Source organism: Mycobacterium sherrisii (genome assembly GCF_002102355.1).
GTDB classification, from domain to species: Bacteria; Actinomycetota; Actinomycetes; order Mycobacteriales; family Mycobacteriaceae; genus Mycobacterium; species Mycobacterium sherrisii.
In genome coordinates, this window is the sequence record NZ_LQPT01000099.1 from 40,237 (window position 1) to 56,043 (window position 15,807).

The 15,807-nt window shown below is 68.4% G+C and carries 17 protein-coding genes; 5 read left to right on the plus strand and 12 right to left on the minus strand.

Going from position 1 to position 15,807, the window contains the following annotated elements; translation table 11 throughout:
• Position 1 precedes the first annotated feature (1 nt).
• From AWC25_RS20145 to hisD, 6 genes are read right to left on the minus strand one after another with little or no spacing between them, the layout of a single operon-like run.
• Positions 2 to 802, minus strand: coding sequence for an inositol monophosphatase family protein (locus tag AWC25_RS20145; protein WP_069399482.1), 801 nt, complete (start codon positions 800 to 802; stop codon positions 2 to 4).
• A 4-nt stretch (positions 803 to 806) separates the two neighbouring features.
• Complete coding sequence (gene priA / locus AWC25_RS20150; RefSeq protein ID WP_069399483.1) at positions 807 to 1,553, minus strand: bifunctional 1-(5-phosphoribosyl)-5-((5-phosphoribosylamino)methylideneamino)imidazole-4-carboxamide isomerase/phosphoribosylanthranilate isomerase PriA; 747 nt, start codon at positions 1,551 to 1,553, stop codon at positions 807 to 809.
• Positions 1,554 to 2,174 (minus strand): imidazole glycerol phosphate synthase subunit HisH, encoded by a 621-nt coding sequence (hisH, locus tag AWC25_RS20155; protein ID WP_069399484.1) that lies wholly within the window; start codon positions 2,172 to 2,174, stop codon positions 1,554 to 1,556.
• A complete protein-coding gene (hisB, locus tag AWC25_RS20160) occupies positions 2,171 to 2,803 on the minus strand; it encodes an imidazoleglycerol-phosphate dehydratase HisB (protein ID WP_069399485.1) in 633 nt (210 codons plus the stop codon). The genes hisH and hisB overlap by 4 nt, the downstream gene beginning before the upstream one ends.
• Positions 2,800 to 3,936 (minus strand): histidinol-phosphate transaminase, encoded by a 1,137-nt coding sequence (locus tag AWC25_RS20165; RefSeq protein ID WP_069399486.1) that lies wholly within the window; start codon positions 3,934 to 3,936, stop codon positions 2,800 to 2,802. Before AWC25_RS20165 ends, hisB begins: the two co-directional genes overlap by 4 nt.
• Positions 3,933 to 5,249: a histidinol dehydrogenase gene (hisD, locus tag AWC25_RS20170; RefSeq protein ID WP_142278965.1), complete on the minus strand. Its 1,317-nt coding sequence runs from the start codon at positions 5,247 to 5,249 to the stop codon at positions 3,933 to 3,935. The genes AWC25_RS20165 and hisD overlap by 4 nt, the downstream gene beginning before the upstream one ends.
• A gap of 153 nt (positions 5,250 to 5,402) precedes the next feature.
• Between hisD and AWC25_RS20175 the strand changes: the two genes are divergently transcribed.
• Positions 5,403 to 5,771, plus strand: a complete 369-nt coding sequence (locus AWC25_RS20175) for a nitroreductase family deazaflavin-dependent oxidoreductase (protein WP_085167342.1) — start codon at positions 5,403 to 5,405, stop codon at positions 5,769 to 5,771.
• Between the two features lie 48 nt (positions 5,772 to 5,819).
• Here the strand turns inward: AWC25_RS20175 and nadC are convergent, their stop codons facing one another.
• From nadC to nadA, 3 genes are read right to left on the minus strand one after another with little or no spacing between them, the layout of a single operon-like run.
• Positions 5,820 to 6,674, minus strand: a complete 855-nt coding sequence (nadC, locus tag AWC25_RS20180; protein ID WP_069399543.1) for a carboxylating nicotinate-nucleotide diphosphorylase — start codon at positions 6,672 to 6,674, stop codon at positions 5,820 to 5,822.
• A gap of 8 nt (positions 6,675 to 6,682) precedes the next feature.
• Positions 6,683 to 8,248 (minus strand): L-aspartate oxidase, encoded by a 1,566-nt coding sequence (locus tag AWC25_RS20185; RefSeq protein ID WP_211281063.1) that lies wholly within the window; start codon positions 8,246 to 8,248, stop codon positions 6,683 to 6,685.
• A complete protein-coding gene (gene nadA / locus AWC25_RS20190; protein WP_069399490.1) occupies positions 8,248 to 9,297 on the minus strand; it encodes a quinolinate synthase NadA in 1,050 nt (349 codons plus the stop codon). Before nadA ends, AWC25_RS20185 begins: the two co-directional genes overlap by 1 nt.
• 56 nt (positions 9,298 to 9,353) lie before the next feature.
• Here nadA and AWC25_RS20195 point away from each other — a divergent pair, with 56 nt between their 5' ends.
• Both AWC25_RS20195 and AWC25_RS20200 read left to right on the plus strand, forming a co-directional pair.
• On the plus strand, positions 9,354 to 10,076 hold the full coding sequence (locus AWC25_RS20195; protein WP_085167344.1) for an NUDIX hydrolase: 723 nt from the start codon (positions 9,354 to 9,356) through the stop codon (positions 10,074 to 10,076).
• Positions 10,077 to 10,187: 111 nt separating this feature from the next.
• The gene (locus AWC25_RS20200; protein ID WP_085167345.1) at positions 10,188 to 11,528 is read left to right on the plus strand and encodes a lipase family protein; all 1,341 of its coding nucleotides are present in this window, start codon (positions 10,188 to 10,190) and stop codon (positions 11,526 to 11,528) included.
• A 13-nt stretch (positions 11,529 to 11,541) separates the two neighbouring features.
• Here AWC25_RS20200 and AWC25_RS20205 read toward each other — a convergent pair whose 3' ends face one another.
• Genes AWC25_RS20205 through bioB form a run of 3 tightly spaced genes read right to left on the minus strand, consistent with a single transcriptional unit; the run spans position 11,542 to position 13,496 of the window.
• Positions 11,542 to 12,210, minus strand: a complete 669-nt coding sequence (locus AWC25_RS20205; protein WP_085167346.1) for a DUF2567 domain-containing protein — start codon at positions 12,208 to 12,210, stop codon at positions 11,542 to 11,544.
• Complete coding sequence (gene bsaP / locus AWC25_RS20210) at positions 12,207 to 12,434, minus strand: biotin synthase auxiliary protein BsaP (RefSeq protein WP_069399493.1); 228 nt, start codon at positions 12,432 to 12,434, stop codon at positions 12,207 to 12,209. The genes AWC25_RS20205 and bsaP overlap by 4 nt, the downstream gene beginning before the upstream one ends.
• A 12-nt stretch (positions 12,435 to 12,446) precedes the next feature.
• The gene (gene bioB / locus AWC25_RS20215; protein WP_069399494.1) at positions 12,447 to 13,496 is read right to left on the minus strand and encodes a biotin synthase BioB; all 1,050 of its coding nucleotides are present in this window, start codon (positions 13,494 to 13,496) and stop codon (positions 12,447 to 12,449) included.
• 137 nt (positions 13,497 to 13,633) lie between these two features.
• On the opposite strand from bioB, the gene AWC25_RS20220 reads away from it, so the two are divergent.
• Positions 13,634 to 13,813 carry a hypothetical protein gene (locus AWC25_RS20220; RefSeq protein WP_069399495.1) on the plus strand — a complete coding sequence of 60 codons (180 nt, stop codon included), beginning with the start codon at positions 13,634 to 13,636 and terminating at the stop codon, positions 13,811 to 13,813.
• 249 nt (positions 13,814 to 14,062) lie between these two features.
• The gene (locus AWC25_RS20225) at positions 14,063 to 15,790 is read left to right on the plus strand and encodes a hypothetical protein (RefSeq protein ID WP_372513472.1); all 1,728 of its coding nucleotides are present in this window, start codon (positions 14,063 to 14,065) and stop codon (positions 15,788 to 15,790) included.
• Positions 15,791 to 15,807: the final 17 nt, after the last annotated feature.

A 15,807-nucleotide genomic window follows, 5' to 3' on the forward strand; every position in this document is an offset into this window, starting at 1 on the left:
GTCAGTAGTCCTCCGGGCTGCCGACGCTGCGGACGATGTCGAGGACCTGCCCGTACGCGCCGGGCGCCGCAGCCAGCACCGAGCGCGACTCGGGCGTCCACGGCTGTCCGGCCAGGTCCGTAACGGTGCCACCCGCGGCCCGCACCTGCACGACCCCCGCGGCGTGATCCCATACATGCCCGCCGAAAGCGATTGCAGCAGAAAGTATCCCGTCGGCCACATAGACGAGGTCGATGCCGGTGGAGCCGTGCATGCGCAAGCGCGAACACACCGTGCTCAGCTTCTCCAACAACGCAATCCGATAACGCCCGGGGAACCGCCCGCGGGATTCGAAGTTGAACGTGCCGACCCCGATCAAGGTGTCGGCCAGATCCGTCTGAATCAACGCCGGTCGTGCGACACCGTTCCGGATCAGCGGACCATCGGCGATGGCGGTGTAGTAGTCGTCGGTGAACGGCATCCAGGTCAGGCCCGCCACCGGTTCGCCGTCGTGCAGCAGAGCCAACAGGATCGCGGCCATCGGCGATCCCGCGGCGTAGTTGAAGGTGCCGTCGATCGGGTCCAGCACCCACACCCACGACGAATCGACCGGTGCGCCACCGAATTCCTCGCCGTGCACCCCGATTCCGGTCGCCGCGTGCAGCGCGGCCACCACCTGCCGCTCGATTTCTAGGTCCACCTGGGTGGCGAAATCGTTACCCTTCTTGCGAACCGCCGAATCCGCCCGGTGGCCGGCGACGAACGGTTCTGCGGCGGCGTCGAGAATCGCCGACGCCTCGGCCAGCAGCCCGCTGAGGTCCATAGGTCTAGTCCCGTACCGCGTCCAGTGCCTGCGGCAGCGTGAACCGCCCCGCATACAGCGCCTTGCCTACGATTGCACCCTCGACGCCGCGCTCGGTGAGCGTGGCGATCGCGCGCAGGTCGTCGAGGCTGGACACGCCGCCCGAGGCGATCACCGGGGCGTCGGTGCGCTCGGCAACGCGGGCCAGCAGGTCGAGATTCGGGCCGCCCAGGGTGCCGTCCTTGGTGACGTCGGTGACGACGTATCGCGAACAGCCCTCGGCATCAAGGCGTTCCAACACATCCCACAGATCGCCACCGTCGGTTTCCCAGCCGCGCCCACGCAGCCGATGCTCGCCGTCTGGATGACTGTTGTCGATCTGCACGTCCAGGCCGACGGCGACTTTGTCGCCGTGCGCGGCGATGGCCTGGGCGCACCACCGCGGGTTCTCCAGCGCCGCCGTGCCCAGGTTGACCCGGGCGCATCCGGTGGCCAGCGCCGCCGCCAGCGACTCGTCGTCGCGGATCCCGCCGGACAGCTCCACGTGCACATCCAATTTGCCCACCACCTCGGCGAGCAGGTCGCGGTTAGAACCCCGCCCGAACGCCGCGTCGAGGTCCACCAGATGAATCCACTCGGCGCCGTCGCGCTGCCAGGTCAGCGCCGCGTCCAGCGCGGAGCCGTACTCGGTTTCGCTGCCGGCCTTGCCCTGCACCAGGCGTACGGCACGGCCTTCAACGACGTCGACGGCGGGAAGCAAAATCAGCGGCATCTACAGTCCCTCAACCCAGTTGCTCAATACGGCCGCCCCGGCGTCCCCACTCTTCTCGGGGTGAAATTGCGTGGCGGAAAGCGGCCCGTCCTCGACGGCGGCCAGAAACGGCACCTGATGGGTGGCCCACGTCAGCACGGCCTCCGGCGCCCCGTCCCAGTGTTGTGCCGCATAAGAATGCACGAAGTAGAACCGGGCGGACGGGTCCAACCCCTTGAAAAGCTGGCTGCCGGAACCGGTTTGCACGACGTTCCAGCCCATGTGCGGGATCACCGGGGCGTCCAGCCGAGTCACCGCACCCGGCCACTGCGCGCAGCCGGTCGACTCCACCCCGAATTCAACACCGCGTGCGAACAGAATCTGCATGCCGACACACACCCCGAGCACCGGCCGGCCGGCGGCCACCCGCTCGGCGATGATCCGCTCCCCGGCAATCTGGCGCAGTCCGGCCATGCACGCTTCGAAGGCGCCGACGCCCGGGACCACCAACCCGTCGGCGGACGCCGCCGCCTGAGGGTCGGCGGTGACTTCCACTTTGGCCCCGGCGCGCTCCAGCGCACGCTGCGCCGAGCGCAGATTTCCCGAACCATAGTCCAGGACGACTACGGATTTCTCTGTCACAGAACACCTTTGGTGGACGGCACCCCGAGCACCCGGGGGTCGGGTTCGACCGCCTGGCGCAGGGCGCGTGCCACGGCCTTGTATTCGGCTTCGGTGATGTGGTGCGGGTCGCGCCCGTACAGCACCCGCACGTGCAGGGCGATGCGGGCGTTGTACGCCAGCGATTCGAATACGTGCCGGTTGATCACCGTGTGATAGGGCACCGAGTTGCCGGCGATGGTGGTGTGTTGCAGGTGATCCGGTTCTCCGGTGTGCACACAGTACGGCCGGCCGGACACATCGACGGCGGCGTGGGCCAGCGTCTCGTCCATCGGGATGAAAGCGTCCCCGAACCGCCGGATGCCGCGCTTGTCGCCGAGGGCCTGACCGAGCGCCTGCCCCAGCGCGATCGCGGTGTCCTCGATGGTGTGGTGGCCTTCGATCTCGACGTCACCCTTGGTGCGCACGGTCAAGTCGAAGCTGGCGTGGCTGCCCAATGCCGTGAGCATGTGGTCGTAGAACGGCACACCGGTGTCGACGTCGACCTGTCCGGTGCCATCGAGGTCGAGCTCGATGACGATGTCGGATTCCTTGGTGCGGCGCTCGATCCGGGCACGGCGCGCCGCGCTGTTGGTCTGCGAGGTGGTCACGGCGCTCCTACTATGACGGGGGCCAGCTCGGTCGTGGCGATCCGGGCGCTCGCCTTCAAAAACGCGTCGTTCTCCTCGGCCAGTCCGACGGTGGTACGCAGATAGCCCGGAATCCCGACGTCACGGATCAGCACACCGTCGTCCAGGTAGCGCTGCCATGCCGCCGAGGCGTCGGGGAACTGACCGAACAGGACGAAGTTGGCATCGCTGGGGATGACCCGAAAACCCAAGCCGCCCAAGGCCGCCACGACTCGCTCGCGTTCGGCGATCAGCGTGGCCACGCTGCCCAGGGTGTCGTCTGCATGCCGCAACGCGGCGCGGGCGGCGGCCTGCGTGACCGAGGACAGGTGATACGGCAACCGCACCAACAGCATCGCGTCGATCACCGCTGGGGTGGCAACCAGGTAGCCGAGCCGACCGCCGGCGAAGGCGAACGCCTTGCTCATGGTGCGGCTGACCACGAGCCGGGTCGGGTACTGCTCGATCAGGGCCACCGCGCTGGGCTGCGACGAGAACTCACCGTAGGCCTCATCCACGATCAAGATGCCCGGCGCCACGTCGAGCAGCCGGCGCAGGTCCGGCAGCGGAATGCTTTGCCCCGAAGGGTTGTTCGGGCTGGTCACAAAGACGACGTCCGGCCTCCGGTCGGAGATGGCGGCCACGGCCGCATCGACGTCGAGGCGGAAATCGTCGGCACGCGCGGCCACCAGCCATTCGGTGTGGGTGCCGTCGGAGATAAGCGGATGCATCGAGTAGGACGGGACGAACCCGATGGCGCTGCGGCCGGGCCCGCCGAATGCCTGCAGCAACTGCTGCAGGATCTCGTTGGAACCATTGGCAGCCCACAGGTTGTCGACGCTGAGCGAGGTCCCGGTCTGCGCCGTGAGGTAACTCGCCAGATCGCTGCGCAACGCCACCGCGTCGCGGTCGGGATAGCGGTGCAGGTCGCCGGCGACCGCCTGCACCGATCGGACCACGTCGTCGACCAGCGCTTGGCTGGGCGGATGCGGGTTCTCGTTGGTATTCAACCGCACCGGGACCGCCAATTGCGGTGCGCCGTACGGTGATTTGCCGCGCAAGTCATCGCGCAACGGCAGGTCGTCGAGGGTGACCCGCCGGTCGGTCGCCGTCATCGTTCGAACCTCCGCCGTACCGCCTCGCCGTGCGCCGGCAGATCCTCGGCCTTCGCCAGGCTCACCACGTGACCGGAGACATCCTTCAGGGCGGCCTCGGTGTAGTCCACGACGTGGATGCCACGCAGGAAGGTCTGCACCGACAGGCCGCTGGAGTGGCGGGCGCTGCCGGCGGTCGGCAACACGTGGTTCGACCCGGCGCAGTAGTCGCCGAGGCTCACCGGCGACCACGGTCCGACGAAAATGGCTCCGGCCGAACGTATCCGGCCGGCCACCCGGGGCGCGTCCGCGGTCTGAATCTCGAGATGCTCGGCGGCGTAGGCGTTTACCACCTTGATCCCGGCGTCCAGGTCGTCGACCAAGATGATCGCCGACTGTGGTCCGCTCAGCGCCGTCGTCACCCGCTCGCGGTGCACGGTGGTCTGCAGTTGAGCCGCGACCTCGGTGTCGGTGGCCGCGGCGAGTTGCTCGCTTGCGGTCACCAGCACGCTGCCCGCCATTTCGTCGTGTTCGGCCTGACTGATCAGGTCGGCGGCCACGTGTGCGGGGTCGGCGGTGTGGTCGGCCAGGATCGCGATCTCGGTCGGCCCGGCTTCGGCGTCGATGCCCACCAGCGAGCGGCACAGCCGCTTGGCCGCCGTGACGTAGACATTGCCCGGCCCGGTGATCATGTCGACCGGCGCCAGCGCGGCACCGTCGGTGTCGACACCGCCGTAGGCCAGCAGCGCGACCGCCTGGGCGCCGCCGACCGCCCAGACCTCTTCGACCCCCAGCAGCCGGGCCGCGGCCAGGATCGTCGGGTGGGGCAGGCCGTCAAAGCGGGCCTGGGGCGGGCTGGCCACCACCAGCGACTCGACCCCCGCGGCCTGCGCGGGCACCACATTCATCACCACGCTGGACGGGTACACGGCGTTGCCGTCGGGCACATACAGACCCACCCGCTCGACCGGAACCCAGCGCTCGGTGACCGTCGCACCCGGCCCGAGCACGGTGGTGACGTCGGCACGGCGCTGGTCGGCGTGGACCGCGCGGGTCCGCTCGATCATCACCTGCAGCGCGTCGCGCACGTCGGCGGCCAAGGCGTCCAGCGCGGCCTGCAACGCGCCCGCGGGTACCCGGACGGCGGCCGGACGCACGCCGTCGAACGACTCCCCGAACTCCAGAGCCGCTTCGGCGCCCCGTTCGGCCACGGCGTCCACGATCGGACGCACCTGCGGCAGCACCGTCTCCACGTCAGCACCACCGCGCGGCAGGGCCGCCCGCAGCCGGGCAGCGGTCAGCTCCGCGCCCCGCAGGTCGATGCGGGTCAGCACAGAGGGTGGTGAGGCAGTCACAACGTCCATTGTCCCAGAGGAGCTCAAATCAATAACCGACCGGTAGTCTGCCGGTGATCAGGCCTACCGACGCCCCGCAAAGGAGCAGGCAGGTCGAGCAAGGATCACCCGAACAACGCGCCGGGCATTCCCATGGTGTACCCGACATGGTTCGAGAACTTCCAGGTCAAATACGTCAACCCGGCGCTGAAGCCGATCGCACGCTTTCTGCCGGGGACGGGAACCATCGAGCACCGCGGACGTACCTCCGCCAAACCGTACAAGACCATTGTCACCGCCTACCGCAGCGGCAATGTGCTGTGCATCGCACTGGGCCACGGAAAGACCGATTGGGTGAAGAACGTGCTGGCCGCGGGCCAAGCCGACCTGCGCTTTGGCCGCAAGACCGTGCACCTCACCAATCCCCGGATCCTGCCCGCCGGCGCCGACGGTACCGGCCTGCCCTGGCTGGTGCGCCTGCAGCTGCACCGGATGGCGGTGCTGGTCTGCGACCTCGACTAACCGGGCATGACATGGGCATGACGTGGGCCTAAGCGCCTTGGGACGGGGCTACATGTCCAGGCCGATGTCGAGCACACGCACCGAGTGCGTCAGCGCCCCGACGGCCAAATAGTCCACTCCGGTCGCGGCGTAGTCCGCCGCGGTTTCCAGGCTGAGCCCGCCCGAGGACTCCAGTAGGACGGTCGGCGCACGCGAATCCCGACGCTGCACCGCGATCTGGGTCTGCCACACCGGGAAGTTGTCCAGCAGGATCAGCTCGGGCCTTTCCGGCAGGACATCGTCGAGCTGGTCGAGGGAGTCGACCTCGACCTCGCAGGGCAGCTCGGGTGCGGCCGCACGCACCGCCCGCAGCGCCGCGACGACCGAGCCCGCGGCCGCGACGTGGTTGTCCTTGATGAGCGCGGCGTCGCCGAGGCCGAGGCGGTGGTTGGTGCCGCCGCCGACCCGCACGGCGTACTTCTGCAGGGCGCGCAGCCCGGGCAGGGTTTTGCGGGTGTCGCGAACCTGCGCCTTGGTGCCGCTGACGGCGTCCACCCAGGCCGCGGTGGCGGTCGCGATGCCCGACAGGTGACAGATCAGGTTCAGCATCGTGCGCTCCGCGGTGAGCAGGCCGCGGGTCTGCGCCCGCACGGTCAACACCGCCTGCCCCGGTTGCACCCGGGCGCCGTCCTCGACGCGGTCGAGCACCTCGTACGCCCCCGCGCCCAACACCTCGTCGAGCACCAGCACCGCGACGTCGAGCCCGGCGATCACGCCCGGTTCACGCGACACCATCGATGCCGAGGCGATGCCATCGGAAACCGTTGCGAGCGTGGTGATGTCGGGCCCGTAACGCAGATCTTCCTCGAGACCGCGCCGCACGGTGTCATACGCGGCGGCAAGTTCGGCGTCCGACAGTGCCATCCGGGCCATCAGGACACCGCCGCCAACGCTTCCGCGCACACGGTGTCGTCCAGCCGGACCACGATGCTGCGGGCTTGTTCCGGTGCGGTGTCCGGGAATTCGGCGCGATGGTGACAGCCGCGGCTTTCGTCGCGAGCCAGGGCCGCCGCGGCCACCGCGCGGGCGGTCAGCGTCAACGCCACGTCCTCGAAATCGCGGCGCCCCTCGACGACGCGCACCCGGGCCCGCGACAGCATGTCGGACAACCGTTGCAACCCCGCGGCGTCGCGCACCACCGAGGCGTCCCTCGTCATCGCGGTCTGCAGCTCGCGCCGCTTCACCGCGGTGTGGGTGAGCGGCTCCGGCACGACGACGGGCGTCGGCCCGGCGGCCTCGGCATGCGCGGCCGCCGCCTTGCCGGCTCGACCGCCCACGACCAGACCCTCCAGCAAGCTGTTGGAGGCCAACCTGTTCGCGCCGTGCATGCCGGTGCGGGCCACCTCGCCGGCCGCGAACAGGCCGGGCAGCTCGGTTTGACCGTGCACGTCGGTGATCACGCCGCCGCAGCTGTAGTGCGCGCCCGGCAGGACCGGAATGGGCTCGGTGACGGGGTCGACGCCGGCGTCCCGGCACGCGGCCGTGACGTTGGGGAATCGCACCGCGAAGTCCTTGATGTTGCGTGCGTCGAGATAGACGCAGTCGTCGCCGGTGGCCCTCAGCCGCGCGTCGATGGCGCCGGCGACAACATCGCGCGGCGCCAGGTCGCCCATCGGGTGGACGCCTTCGGTAACCGAATTCCCATGCCGGTCAACCAGTCTCGCGCCCTCACCGCGGATCGCCTCGGTGATCAACGGCCGGCGACCGCCGGTGTGGCCGGCGAACAACATGGTGGGGTGAAACTGGATGAATTCGAGATCGCCGACTCCGACGCCGGCCCACAAAGCCAGCGCGATGCCGTCACCGGTGGATCCGTCGGGATTCGTGGTGGCGCTGTAAAGGTGGCCGAGCCCACCCGAAGCCAGAATTACCGACGGTGCGCTGATGATCCCGACGCCGTCCGGGTTCCCGACGGCCACCCCGGTGACCGCGGCACCGTCGTGCAGCACCTGCAGCGCCACGTGACTGGTCCGGATGTCGAGCTGATGCGCCGCGTGGTCGAGCGTCCGCTGGACCTCGGCGCCGGTGGCATCGCCACCGGCATGCACGATCCGCCGCCGCGAGTGCCCGCCTTCGCGGCTCAGCGCCCACCGGCCGGGTGTCGATTCGTCGAATCGTGCCCCGTCGCCGACCAAGTCGCGAACCGCGCGGTGGCCATCGGCGACGATCGAATACACCGCGTCGGCATCACACATACCCGCACCGGCGGCGAGAGTGTCGGCGACATGGGCGTCGACAGAATCGTCGTTGTCCGGCAACACGACCGCGATGCCGCCCTGCGCGTAGTGCGTAGCGGTGACGGCGTGGGTCTGGTCGGCCTTGCTGAGCACGACGACACTGCGGCCGGCCCGATGGGCGGCCAGCGCGGCGGCCAATCCTCCGACGCCCGTGCCGATCACCACCACGTCGGCCGCGTGAGTCCAGGCGGGACGGGTGATCATTCGCCGCCGCCCGGCTGACCGATCGCGATCATCCGCTGCACGCTGCGCCGTCCGGCCGCGGCGACCTCCGGGTCGACGTGCACCTCGTCGGCGCCTTCGACCAGGCAGCGCAGCAACGCAGCCGGGGTGATCATCTTCATGTATTTGCAGGATGCGCGGTCATTGACGGCGCGAAAGTCGACTTCCGGTGCGGCGCGGCGCAATTGGTGCAACATGCCGACCTCGGTGGCCACCAGGACCTTGCGGGCGTGGGTCTGGTGCGCGGCGTCGAGCATGCCGCCAGTGGACAAAATCTTCACCCGGTCCTCCGGGAAGGCACCCTCGCCCGCGAGGTACAAGGCCGAAGTGGCGCAACCGCATTCGGGGTGGACGTACAGTTCCGCGTCGGGGTTGGCGCGGGCCTGCTCGGCGAGTTCATCGCCGTTGATTCCAGCATGCACGTGGCATTCCCCGGCCCAGACATGCACATTCGTGCGGCCGGTCACCCGCCGCACGTGGGCGCCGAGGAACTGATCCGGGCAGAACAGCACCTCACGGTCGGGGTCGATTGACTCGACCACATCGACGGCGTTGGCGGAGGTGCAGCAGATGTCGGTCAGCGCTTTGACGGCCGCCGTGGTGTTGACGTAGGAGACGACGACGGCACCGGGGTGTTCGTCCTTCCAGGTGCGTAACTCGTCGGGCGTGATCGAATCGGCCAGCGAGCAACCGGCCCGCTGATCGGGGATCAGCACGGTCTTGTCGGGGCTCAAGATCTTGGCCGTTTCGGCCATGAAGTGCACGCCGCAGAACACGATGGTGTCCTCCGGGGCCTCGGCCGCGATGCGGGACAACGCCAGCGAATCGCCGACGTGATCCGCGACGTCCTGAATGGCCGGCAATTGATAGTTGTGGGCAAGTACCGTGGCACCGCGCAGTCTGGCCAACCGTCGAATCTCGTTGGCCCACTGCGCATCCGCATCGACACCGTGGTAGCCGACGTCGGAGTTGGTGACGTTGGCGATCATGTCTTCGGCGAGCGTGTCCATGCGATTAAGAATCGTCACGGCGGCTCCTTTCGACCCAGTACTGCCCGAATGGTTTTCGACTTATAATCGAAAACATGGCCCATACTAGCACCGCGCACGAAGTGCTTGCGGTCGTGTTCCAGGTGCGCCGGCCCTCCGGGCCGGTTACCGGAACCTCCCCGGCCGGGAAACCGCAGCTTAACGTGCTGTTATGGCAGCGTGCCCGCGAGCCACAGCGGGGCGCATGGTCACTGCCCGGCGGGCAGCTGCGGACCGACGAGGACATGACCACCTCGGTGCGCCGCCAGCTGGCCGAGAAGGTGGATCTGCGGGAATTGGCGCACCTGGAGCAGCTGGCCGTGTTCTCCGACCCGCACCGTGTTCCCGGTGCACGGGTCATCGCGTCGACCTTCCTGGGGTTGGTGCCCTCCCCCGCCACGCCGGAACTCCCGCCGGACACCCGCTGGCATCCGGTGAATGCGTTGCCGCCCATGGCGTTTGACCACGGCCCGATGGTTGAGCATGCTCGCACCCGGCTGGTCGCGAAGATGTCCTACACGAACATCGGATTCGCCTTGGCACCAACGGAATTCGCGCTCTCGACGTTGCGTGACATCTACGGCGCGGCGCTGGGCTACCAGGTGGACGCGACGAATCTGCAGCGGGTGCTGGCGCGGCGCGGCGTCATCACGAAGTCCGGCACCGTGGCGGCGTCGGGACGCAGCGGCGGCCGGCCGGCGGCGTTGTACCACTTCACCGATTCCCGGTTGCGGGTCACCGACGAGTTCGCCGCGCTGCGCCCGCCCGGCCAGCCCTGATCCGCGGCGTTTCCGATAACGCAGCAGACCCGATTCACAGCTTCGGCCATTACGTTTTGGTTACCCGTCGTTCATACGCGAAAATGCCGGGTGGCCTAGAAGGGACCCTGAATGGTTGAACTCGGCAATTTGGCGGGCACGGACGGTGCGGAGTGGATCGGTCGGCCGCCACATGAGGAATTGCAGCGCAAGGCGCGACCGCGGCTGCCCTCGGACGACCCGTTCTACCGGCCGCCTGCGGGCTTCCAGCACGCCGAACCCGGTACCGTGCTGCGTTCCCGCGACGTCGAACTGGCGTTTTTGGGCCTGATCCCGCAACCCGTCTCGGCCGTCCAACTGCTGTATCGGACCACGGACATGAACGGCAAGCCCGAGGCCGGCGTCACCACGGTGATCGTCCCGACCGAGCGGGTGGGCGGGCAGCACAGCCCGCTTCTGTCGTATCAGTGCGCGATCGATGCCATGTCGTCGCGCTGCTTTCCGTCCTACGCGCTGCGACGCCGGGCCAAGGCCTTCGGTTCGCTGGCCCAGCTGGAGTTCTTCCTGATCGCCGCCGCGGTCGCGGAAGGCTGGACGGTGTCGGTACCCGACCACGAGGGTCTACTGGGCATGTGGGGCGCCCCGTATGAGCCCGGGTACCGCACCCTGGATGGCATCCGGGCCGCGATGAACTCCGATCGGGTGCCCTCGACGTCGTCGGCGCCGGTGGGATTGTGGGGATACTCCGGCGGCGGGCTGGCCAGCGCCTGGGCCGCCGAGATGTGTGCGGACTACGCGCCCGAACTCGACATCGTTGGGGCTGTGCTGGGGTCGCCGGTCGGCGACCTGGGGCACACCTTCCGTCGGCTCAACGGCAGCTTCCTGGCCGGGCTGCCCGCTATGGTGGTGGCCGCGCTCGCCCACGTCTACCCCGACCTGGACAGGGTGATCACCGAGCACACCAACGACGAGGGACGCGAGCTGCTGGACCGGCTGCAGTCGATGACGACGGTCGAGGCCGTGTTGCGGATGGCCGGCAAGAACATGGGCGACTACCTCGACGAGCCGCTGGAGGGCATCCTGTCGACGCCGGAGGTCTCGCAGGTGTTCGACAGCATCAAGCTCGGCGTGGCCACCCCGGCGCCGCCGGTGCTGATTGTGCAGGCCGTGCACGATTATCTGATCGACGTCCACGACATCGACGCGCTGGCGGATGCGTATTCCGCCGGCGGTGCCGACGTCACCTACCACCGCGACGCGTTCAACGAGCACATGTGCCTGCACCCGCTGTCGGCGCCGATGACGCTGCGCTGGCTCACCGACCGGTTCGCTCGCCGTCCGCTGAAGGACCACCTGATCAGGACGACCTGGCCGACCGCGTTCAACCCGATCACCTACGCCGGCATGCTCCGGTTGGGCGTGATCGCGGCAAAGGTGCTCACCGGCCGCCGAATCCGCCGCCGGCCGCTCTAGCTCTTGGGCCGCGTCAGTGGCTGGAAAACCCTAGCGAACCGGCCTGGGGTGCCGTCGGCACGGCAGGTGACGGCTGACCAGGCGAGTCCGAAGCACCGAGGTCGTCATGTGGGCTGGCCGCCGCCAGCACGGCGTACACCAGCGCCGCGACGCCCGCCGGCCACAACAGCGTGAGGGCGACCTGCAACGCCCCCGATCCGAAGAACACCGGCGGCGCCTGGACGACGTAGGACACCGATGGGCTGCCCACCAGCGGCACCCGGTCGATGTCCAGCGCGCCGTACCGGGTCAGCACCAGCACCGCCCCCACCCCCGCGGCCAGCGCGGCGGCCAGCACCATGCCGGTCACCAGCCCGAGGACCATGCCCGGGCCGCGCAGCCGACGCCACTGCCAGGCCAGAACCGGCGCCGCCACGGCCAGCACGCTCAGCAGACCCAGCATCAGGCACGGCACGTCGAAGAAATGCTCGGATTCGGTGCCTAGGTACTCGTGCACCCGCTCACCCGCGCGCGTCATCGCCACCACCAAGTGGATCGGCGGGGCCATCCACGCCCACAGCGCGCCCAGCAGCACCCCACTGGCCGCGAAGCCAAGCGTCGCAAGGACAATCGTGCGCCTGCCCGACGGCGCTGACTCGCCCGCGGTCGCGGGTGTGGCGGCTAACCCCCCGGGTGCGGTCACCGCTGCGTCTCCAAGTCTGTCGAGTCCACCTCACCGTGCCGCGAGCACCGTGCCCGCCAGCCGTCCGGACGGACCTGAACGATCATCCGGCGCCCGCACTGAGCGCAGAACCGCGGGGGCTCAAGGCCCAACTGCGCCGCCGTCGGCACGACGGTGCCCCCCAACTCTCCGGTATAGACGTTGTACACGCCGGCGCTGACCGGGGCGCCCAGATCGCCAACCACGCTTCCAGTGTCTTACAGCGTGGCGTTCAGCGCCTTGATCGGCATCTGCAGATCTTCGAGCAGCTCCAGATCGGATTCGGCGGGACGGCCCAGGGTGGTCAGATAGTTCCCGACGATCACGGCGTTGATGCCGCCGAGGATGCCCTGTTTGGCGCCCAGGTCGCCCAGGGTGATCTCGCGGCCGCCCGCGAACCGCAGCATGGTGCGCGGCAACGCCAGCCGGAACGCGGCCACCGACTTCAGCGCCTCGCTGACCGGCATCACCTCAAGGTCGCCGAACGGTGTGCCGGGACGCGGGTTGAGGAAGTTCAACGGCACCTCGTCGGGGCCCAATTCGGCCAGGTCGGCGGCGAACTCGGCGCGCTGCTCCAGCGTCTCGCCCATGCCCAGAATGCCGCCGCAGCAGACCTCCATGCCGGCGTCCCGCACCATCGTCAACGTCTGCCAGCGTTCTTCCCAGGTGTGGGTGGTCACGACGTTGGTGAAGAACGAACGGGCGGTCTCCAGGTTGTGGTTATAGCGGTGCACGCCCATCGCGGCGAGCTCGGCAACCTGCTCGGCGGTCAGCATGCCCAGCGAGCAGGCGACGTTGATCTCCACCTCGTTGCGGATCGCCTCGATCCCGGCTGCCACCTGCGCCATCAGCCGCTTGTCCGGGCCCCGCACGGCGGCCACGATGCAGAACTCGGTGGCACCCGACTTCGCGGTCTGTTTGGCGGCCTCGACCAGGCTGGGAATGTCGAGCCAGGCGCTGCGCACGGGCGACGCGAACAGCCCGGATTGGGAGCAGAAGTGGCAGTCCTCGGGGCAGCCGCCGGTCTTGAGGCTGATGATGCCCTCGACCTCCACCTCGGGGCCACACCAGCGCATCCGCACCTCGTGCGCCAGCGACAGCAGTTCCTCGAGCCGCTCGTCGGGCAGCTGCAGCACCTGCAGGACCTGGTCGCGCGTCAGCCCGTCGCCACCGTCCAGCACCTGCCGCCGGGCCACCGCCAGGATGTCTTCCGGAATATCTCCGCCGTGGCCGGCCCCGGCCGCGGGTCGAGTTGCCGCTTGAGTCACCAAGTACTCCCCTGCATGTTGGTCGCGCCCGCCCCTGCGGTCACATCAGCCACGGCGTCGTGGCCGCCTGAACGAAACGGTGTTCCAAGAAGGGTAACGGCCGTAGTACGACGAGCCCGTTGGGGTATACCGCCATCATGTCCGCTTCGCACGTCGAGTACCTGGCACACCACATGCTGCTGCTGGCCGCTCCGGCGTTCCTGCCGGCGGTCGTCGTCGTCGCGGTGATCCTCTACGTGGCGTTGCGGGACCGTCGCGACGGGCAAACCGACGAGACCTCTGCGGAGGACGACATTCCGGCCGAAAAGCGTGATTAACCGCCCCGGGATTGGGGCATTACACCTTGGACCAGTGAACTTACCTGCCGGTAATAAGTGATCTCCCGGGACGTCCCGGCGCAGAGGGAGGACATGACGGACATGACAATGGTGTCGGAGCTGTCGGAAACGTCGCAGGCGTCAGAAGTCTCCGGGGCGCTGCAGCTTATCGCCGAACCGGCGGCGCGCGGCGCCGGACTCAATCAAGTGATCGGGCTGTCCGTCGCTGCCCTGGTGATCACGCTGATCATGCTGTGGATTGGTTACGCACATCGGACTCATCGGATCACCTGGCTGACCCGCGTCGCCGACAAGCTCGGCGAAAAGTTCCGCCGGCCGAACTGGGTGGCGCTTCCGGTGCTGATCTTCACCACCTCGATCATCTGCGCCCTATTCGGGTTCATCTGGGACGTCAGCTGGCACATCGGCAACGGCCGCGACCCGGGGCCGCTGGCCAACCCGGCGCACTACTTCATCATCATCGGTTTATTCGGGGTGTTCCTGGGCGGCGTGGTCTCGATGGTGATCCCGTTCGAAAAGCCCGGTCCGGCCGCGGTGCGCATCACCCGCAACTGGTACGCGCCGGTCGGCGCCGTGCTGATGGCGGCGTGCGGACTGTACGCGATGATCGGATTCCCGCTCGACGACATTTGGCACCGAATCTTTGGTCAAGACGTGACCCTTTGGGGCCCAACGCATTTGATGATGATCGGCGGAGCCTGTTTCTCGCTGTTCGCGGTGTTGATGCTGGAGCGTGAAGGCGAAGCGGTGCAGGCCATCGAGGCCGCCCATGGGGCATTCATCACCTTCCTGCGCTACCTGTCGTTCGGCGGGATGTTCATCGGATTATCGGTCTACCAAATCGAATACGACTTCGGCGTTGAGCAGTTCCGCCTGGCGTTGCAACCGATGATGATCTCCTTCGCAGCCGCGCTGGCGGCCGTGGCCGCCCGCATCACCATGGGCCGTGGCGCGGCGATCATCGCGGCGTTGTTCGCCATCGCGCTGCGCGGTGTGGTCGCGTTGCTGGTGGGCCCCGTCCTGGGTGCGCCGATCAACTGGTTCCCGCTGTACTTGGGCCCCGCCCTCGTGGTCGAGGTGATCGCGCTGACTCCACTCTTCAAGCGCCCCATCGTCTTTGGGGTCGTCTCCGGTCTGGCGGTGGGCACCGTCGGGCTGTGGCTGGAGTCGCTGTGGATCGGGGCGGTGTACCACTACCCGTGGCCGGTCAGCATGTGGGGCGAGGCCCTGGCCATGGCGGTGCCGGTGGCGGTGCTCGCCGGAACCTGCGGCGCGCTGTTCGGCATGGTGCTCACCGGTCAGCGGCTGCCGCGGCGTTCGGTCGGCATCTCCGTGGTGGTGGCGACCGTCCTGGTCGTCGGCGGCGCGGTGGCCAACGGACTGCACATCGTGGTGCCCCAGCACGCCAAGGCGGCGATCACGCTTACCAAGTTGCCCAGCCCGCCCGGGCAGCGCATGGTGTCGGCCGACATCCAACTGACACCGGCGAATATCGTTGGTGCTCAACCGGATTGGGTGACCGTGTTGTCGTGGCAGGGCCGAATGGAAAACCAGCGCGGACTGGTCATCGACCGCCTCGAAAAGGTCGGCCCCGGCCACTACCGCACCACCGCGCCGGTGCCGGTCTGGGGATCGTGGAAGACGCTGCTGCGAATTCAGGACGGCTACACGATGACGGGCGTCCCGATCTACGAACCGGCCGACGACGCCATCCCGGCGGCCGAAGTGCCCGCCCTGTCGTCGATCGACCGGCCTTTCGTCCCGGAGATCACCATCTTGCAGCGGGAGCGCGACCAGAACACCCCAACCTGGCTGTTCACCGCCGGAGGCATCGTGGTGCTCATCCTGTCGCTGCTGGTGATTGCCGGCCTGACCTGGGGCGCGGGCCGCATCAACAATGCCCTGTCCGAGCCGGAACCGGTCGAGCAAAAGCAGCCGTTACCGCGGGCGGCGTGAGGCGATGACGTTGCGGA

Excerpts from the sequence above, each read along its gene's own strand:
- AWC25_RS20145 (WP_069399482.1), bottom strand. The coding sequence starts at position 802 with ATGGACCTCAGCGGGCTGCTGGCCGAGGCGTCGGCGATTCTCGACGCC.
- priA (WP_069399483.1), bottom strand. The coding sequence starts at position 1,553 with ATGCCGCTGATTTTGCTTCCCGCCGTCGACGTCGTTGAAGGCCGTGCC.
- AWC25_RS20165 (WP_069399486.1), bottom strand. The coding sequence starts at position 3,936 with ATGACGGCGACCGACCGGCGGGTCACCCTCGACGACCTGCCGTTGCGC.
- AWC25_RS20175 (WP_085167342.1), top strand. The coding sequence starts at position 5,403 with ATGGTGTACCCGACATGGTTCGAGAACTTCCAGGTCAAATACGTCAAC.
- nadC (WP_069399543.1), bottom strand. The coding sequence starts at position 6,674 with ATGGCACTGTCGGACGCCGAACTTGCCGCCGCGTATGACACCGTGCGG.
- AWC25_RS20195 (WP_085167344.1), top strand. The coding sequence starts at position 9,354 with ATGGCCCATACTAGCACCGCGCACGAAGTGCTTGCGGTCGTGTTCCAG.
- AWC25_RS20200 (WP_085167345.1), top strand. The coding sequence starts at position 10,188 with ATGGTTGAACTCGGCAATTTGGCGGGCACGGACGGTGCGGAGTGGATC.
- AWC25_RS20220 (WP_069399495.1), top strand. The coding sequence starts at position 13,634 with ATGTCCGCTTCGCACGTCGAGTACCTGGCACACCACATGCTGCTGCTG.
- AWC25_RS20225 (WP_372513472.1), top strand. The coding sequence starts at position 14,063 with ATGCTGTGGATTGGTTACGCACATCGGACTCATCGGATCACCTGGCTG.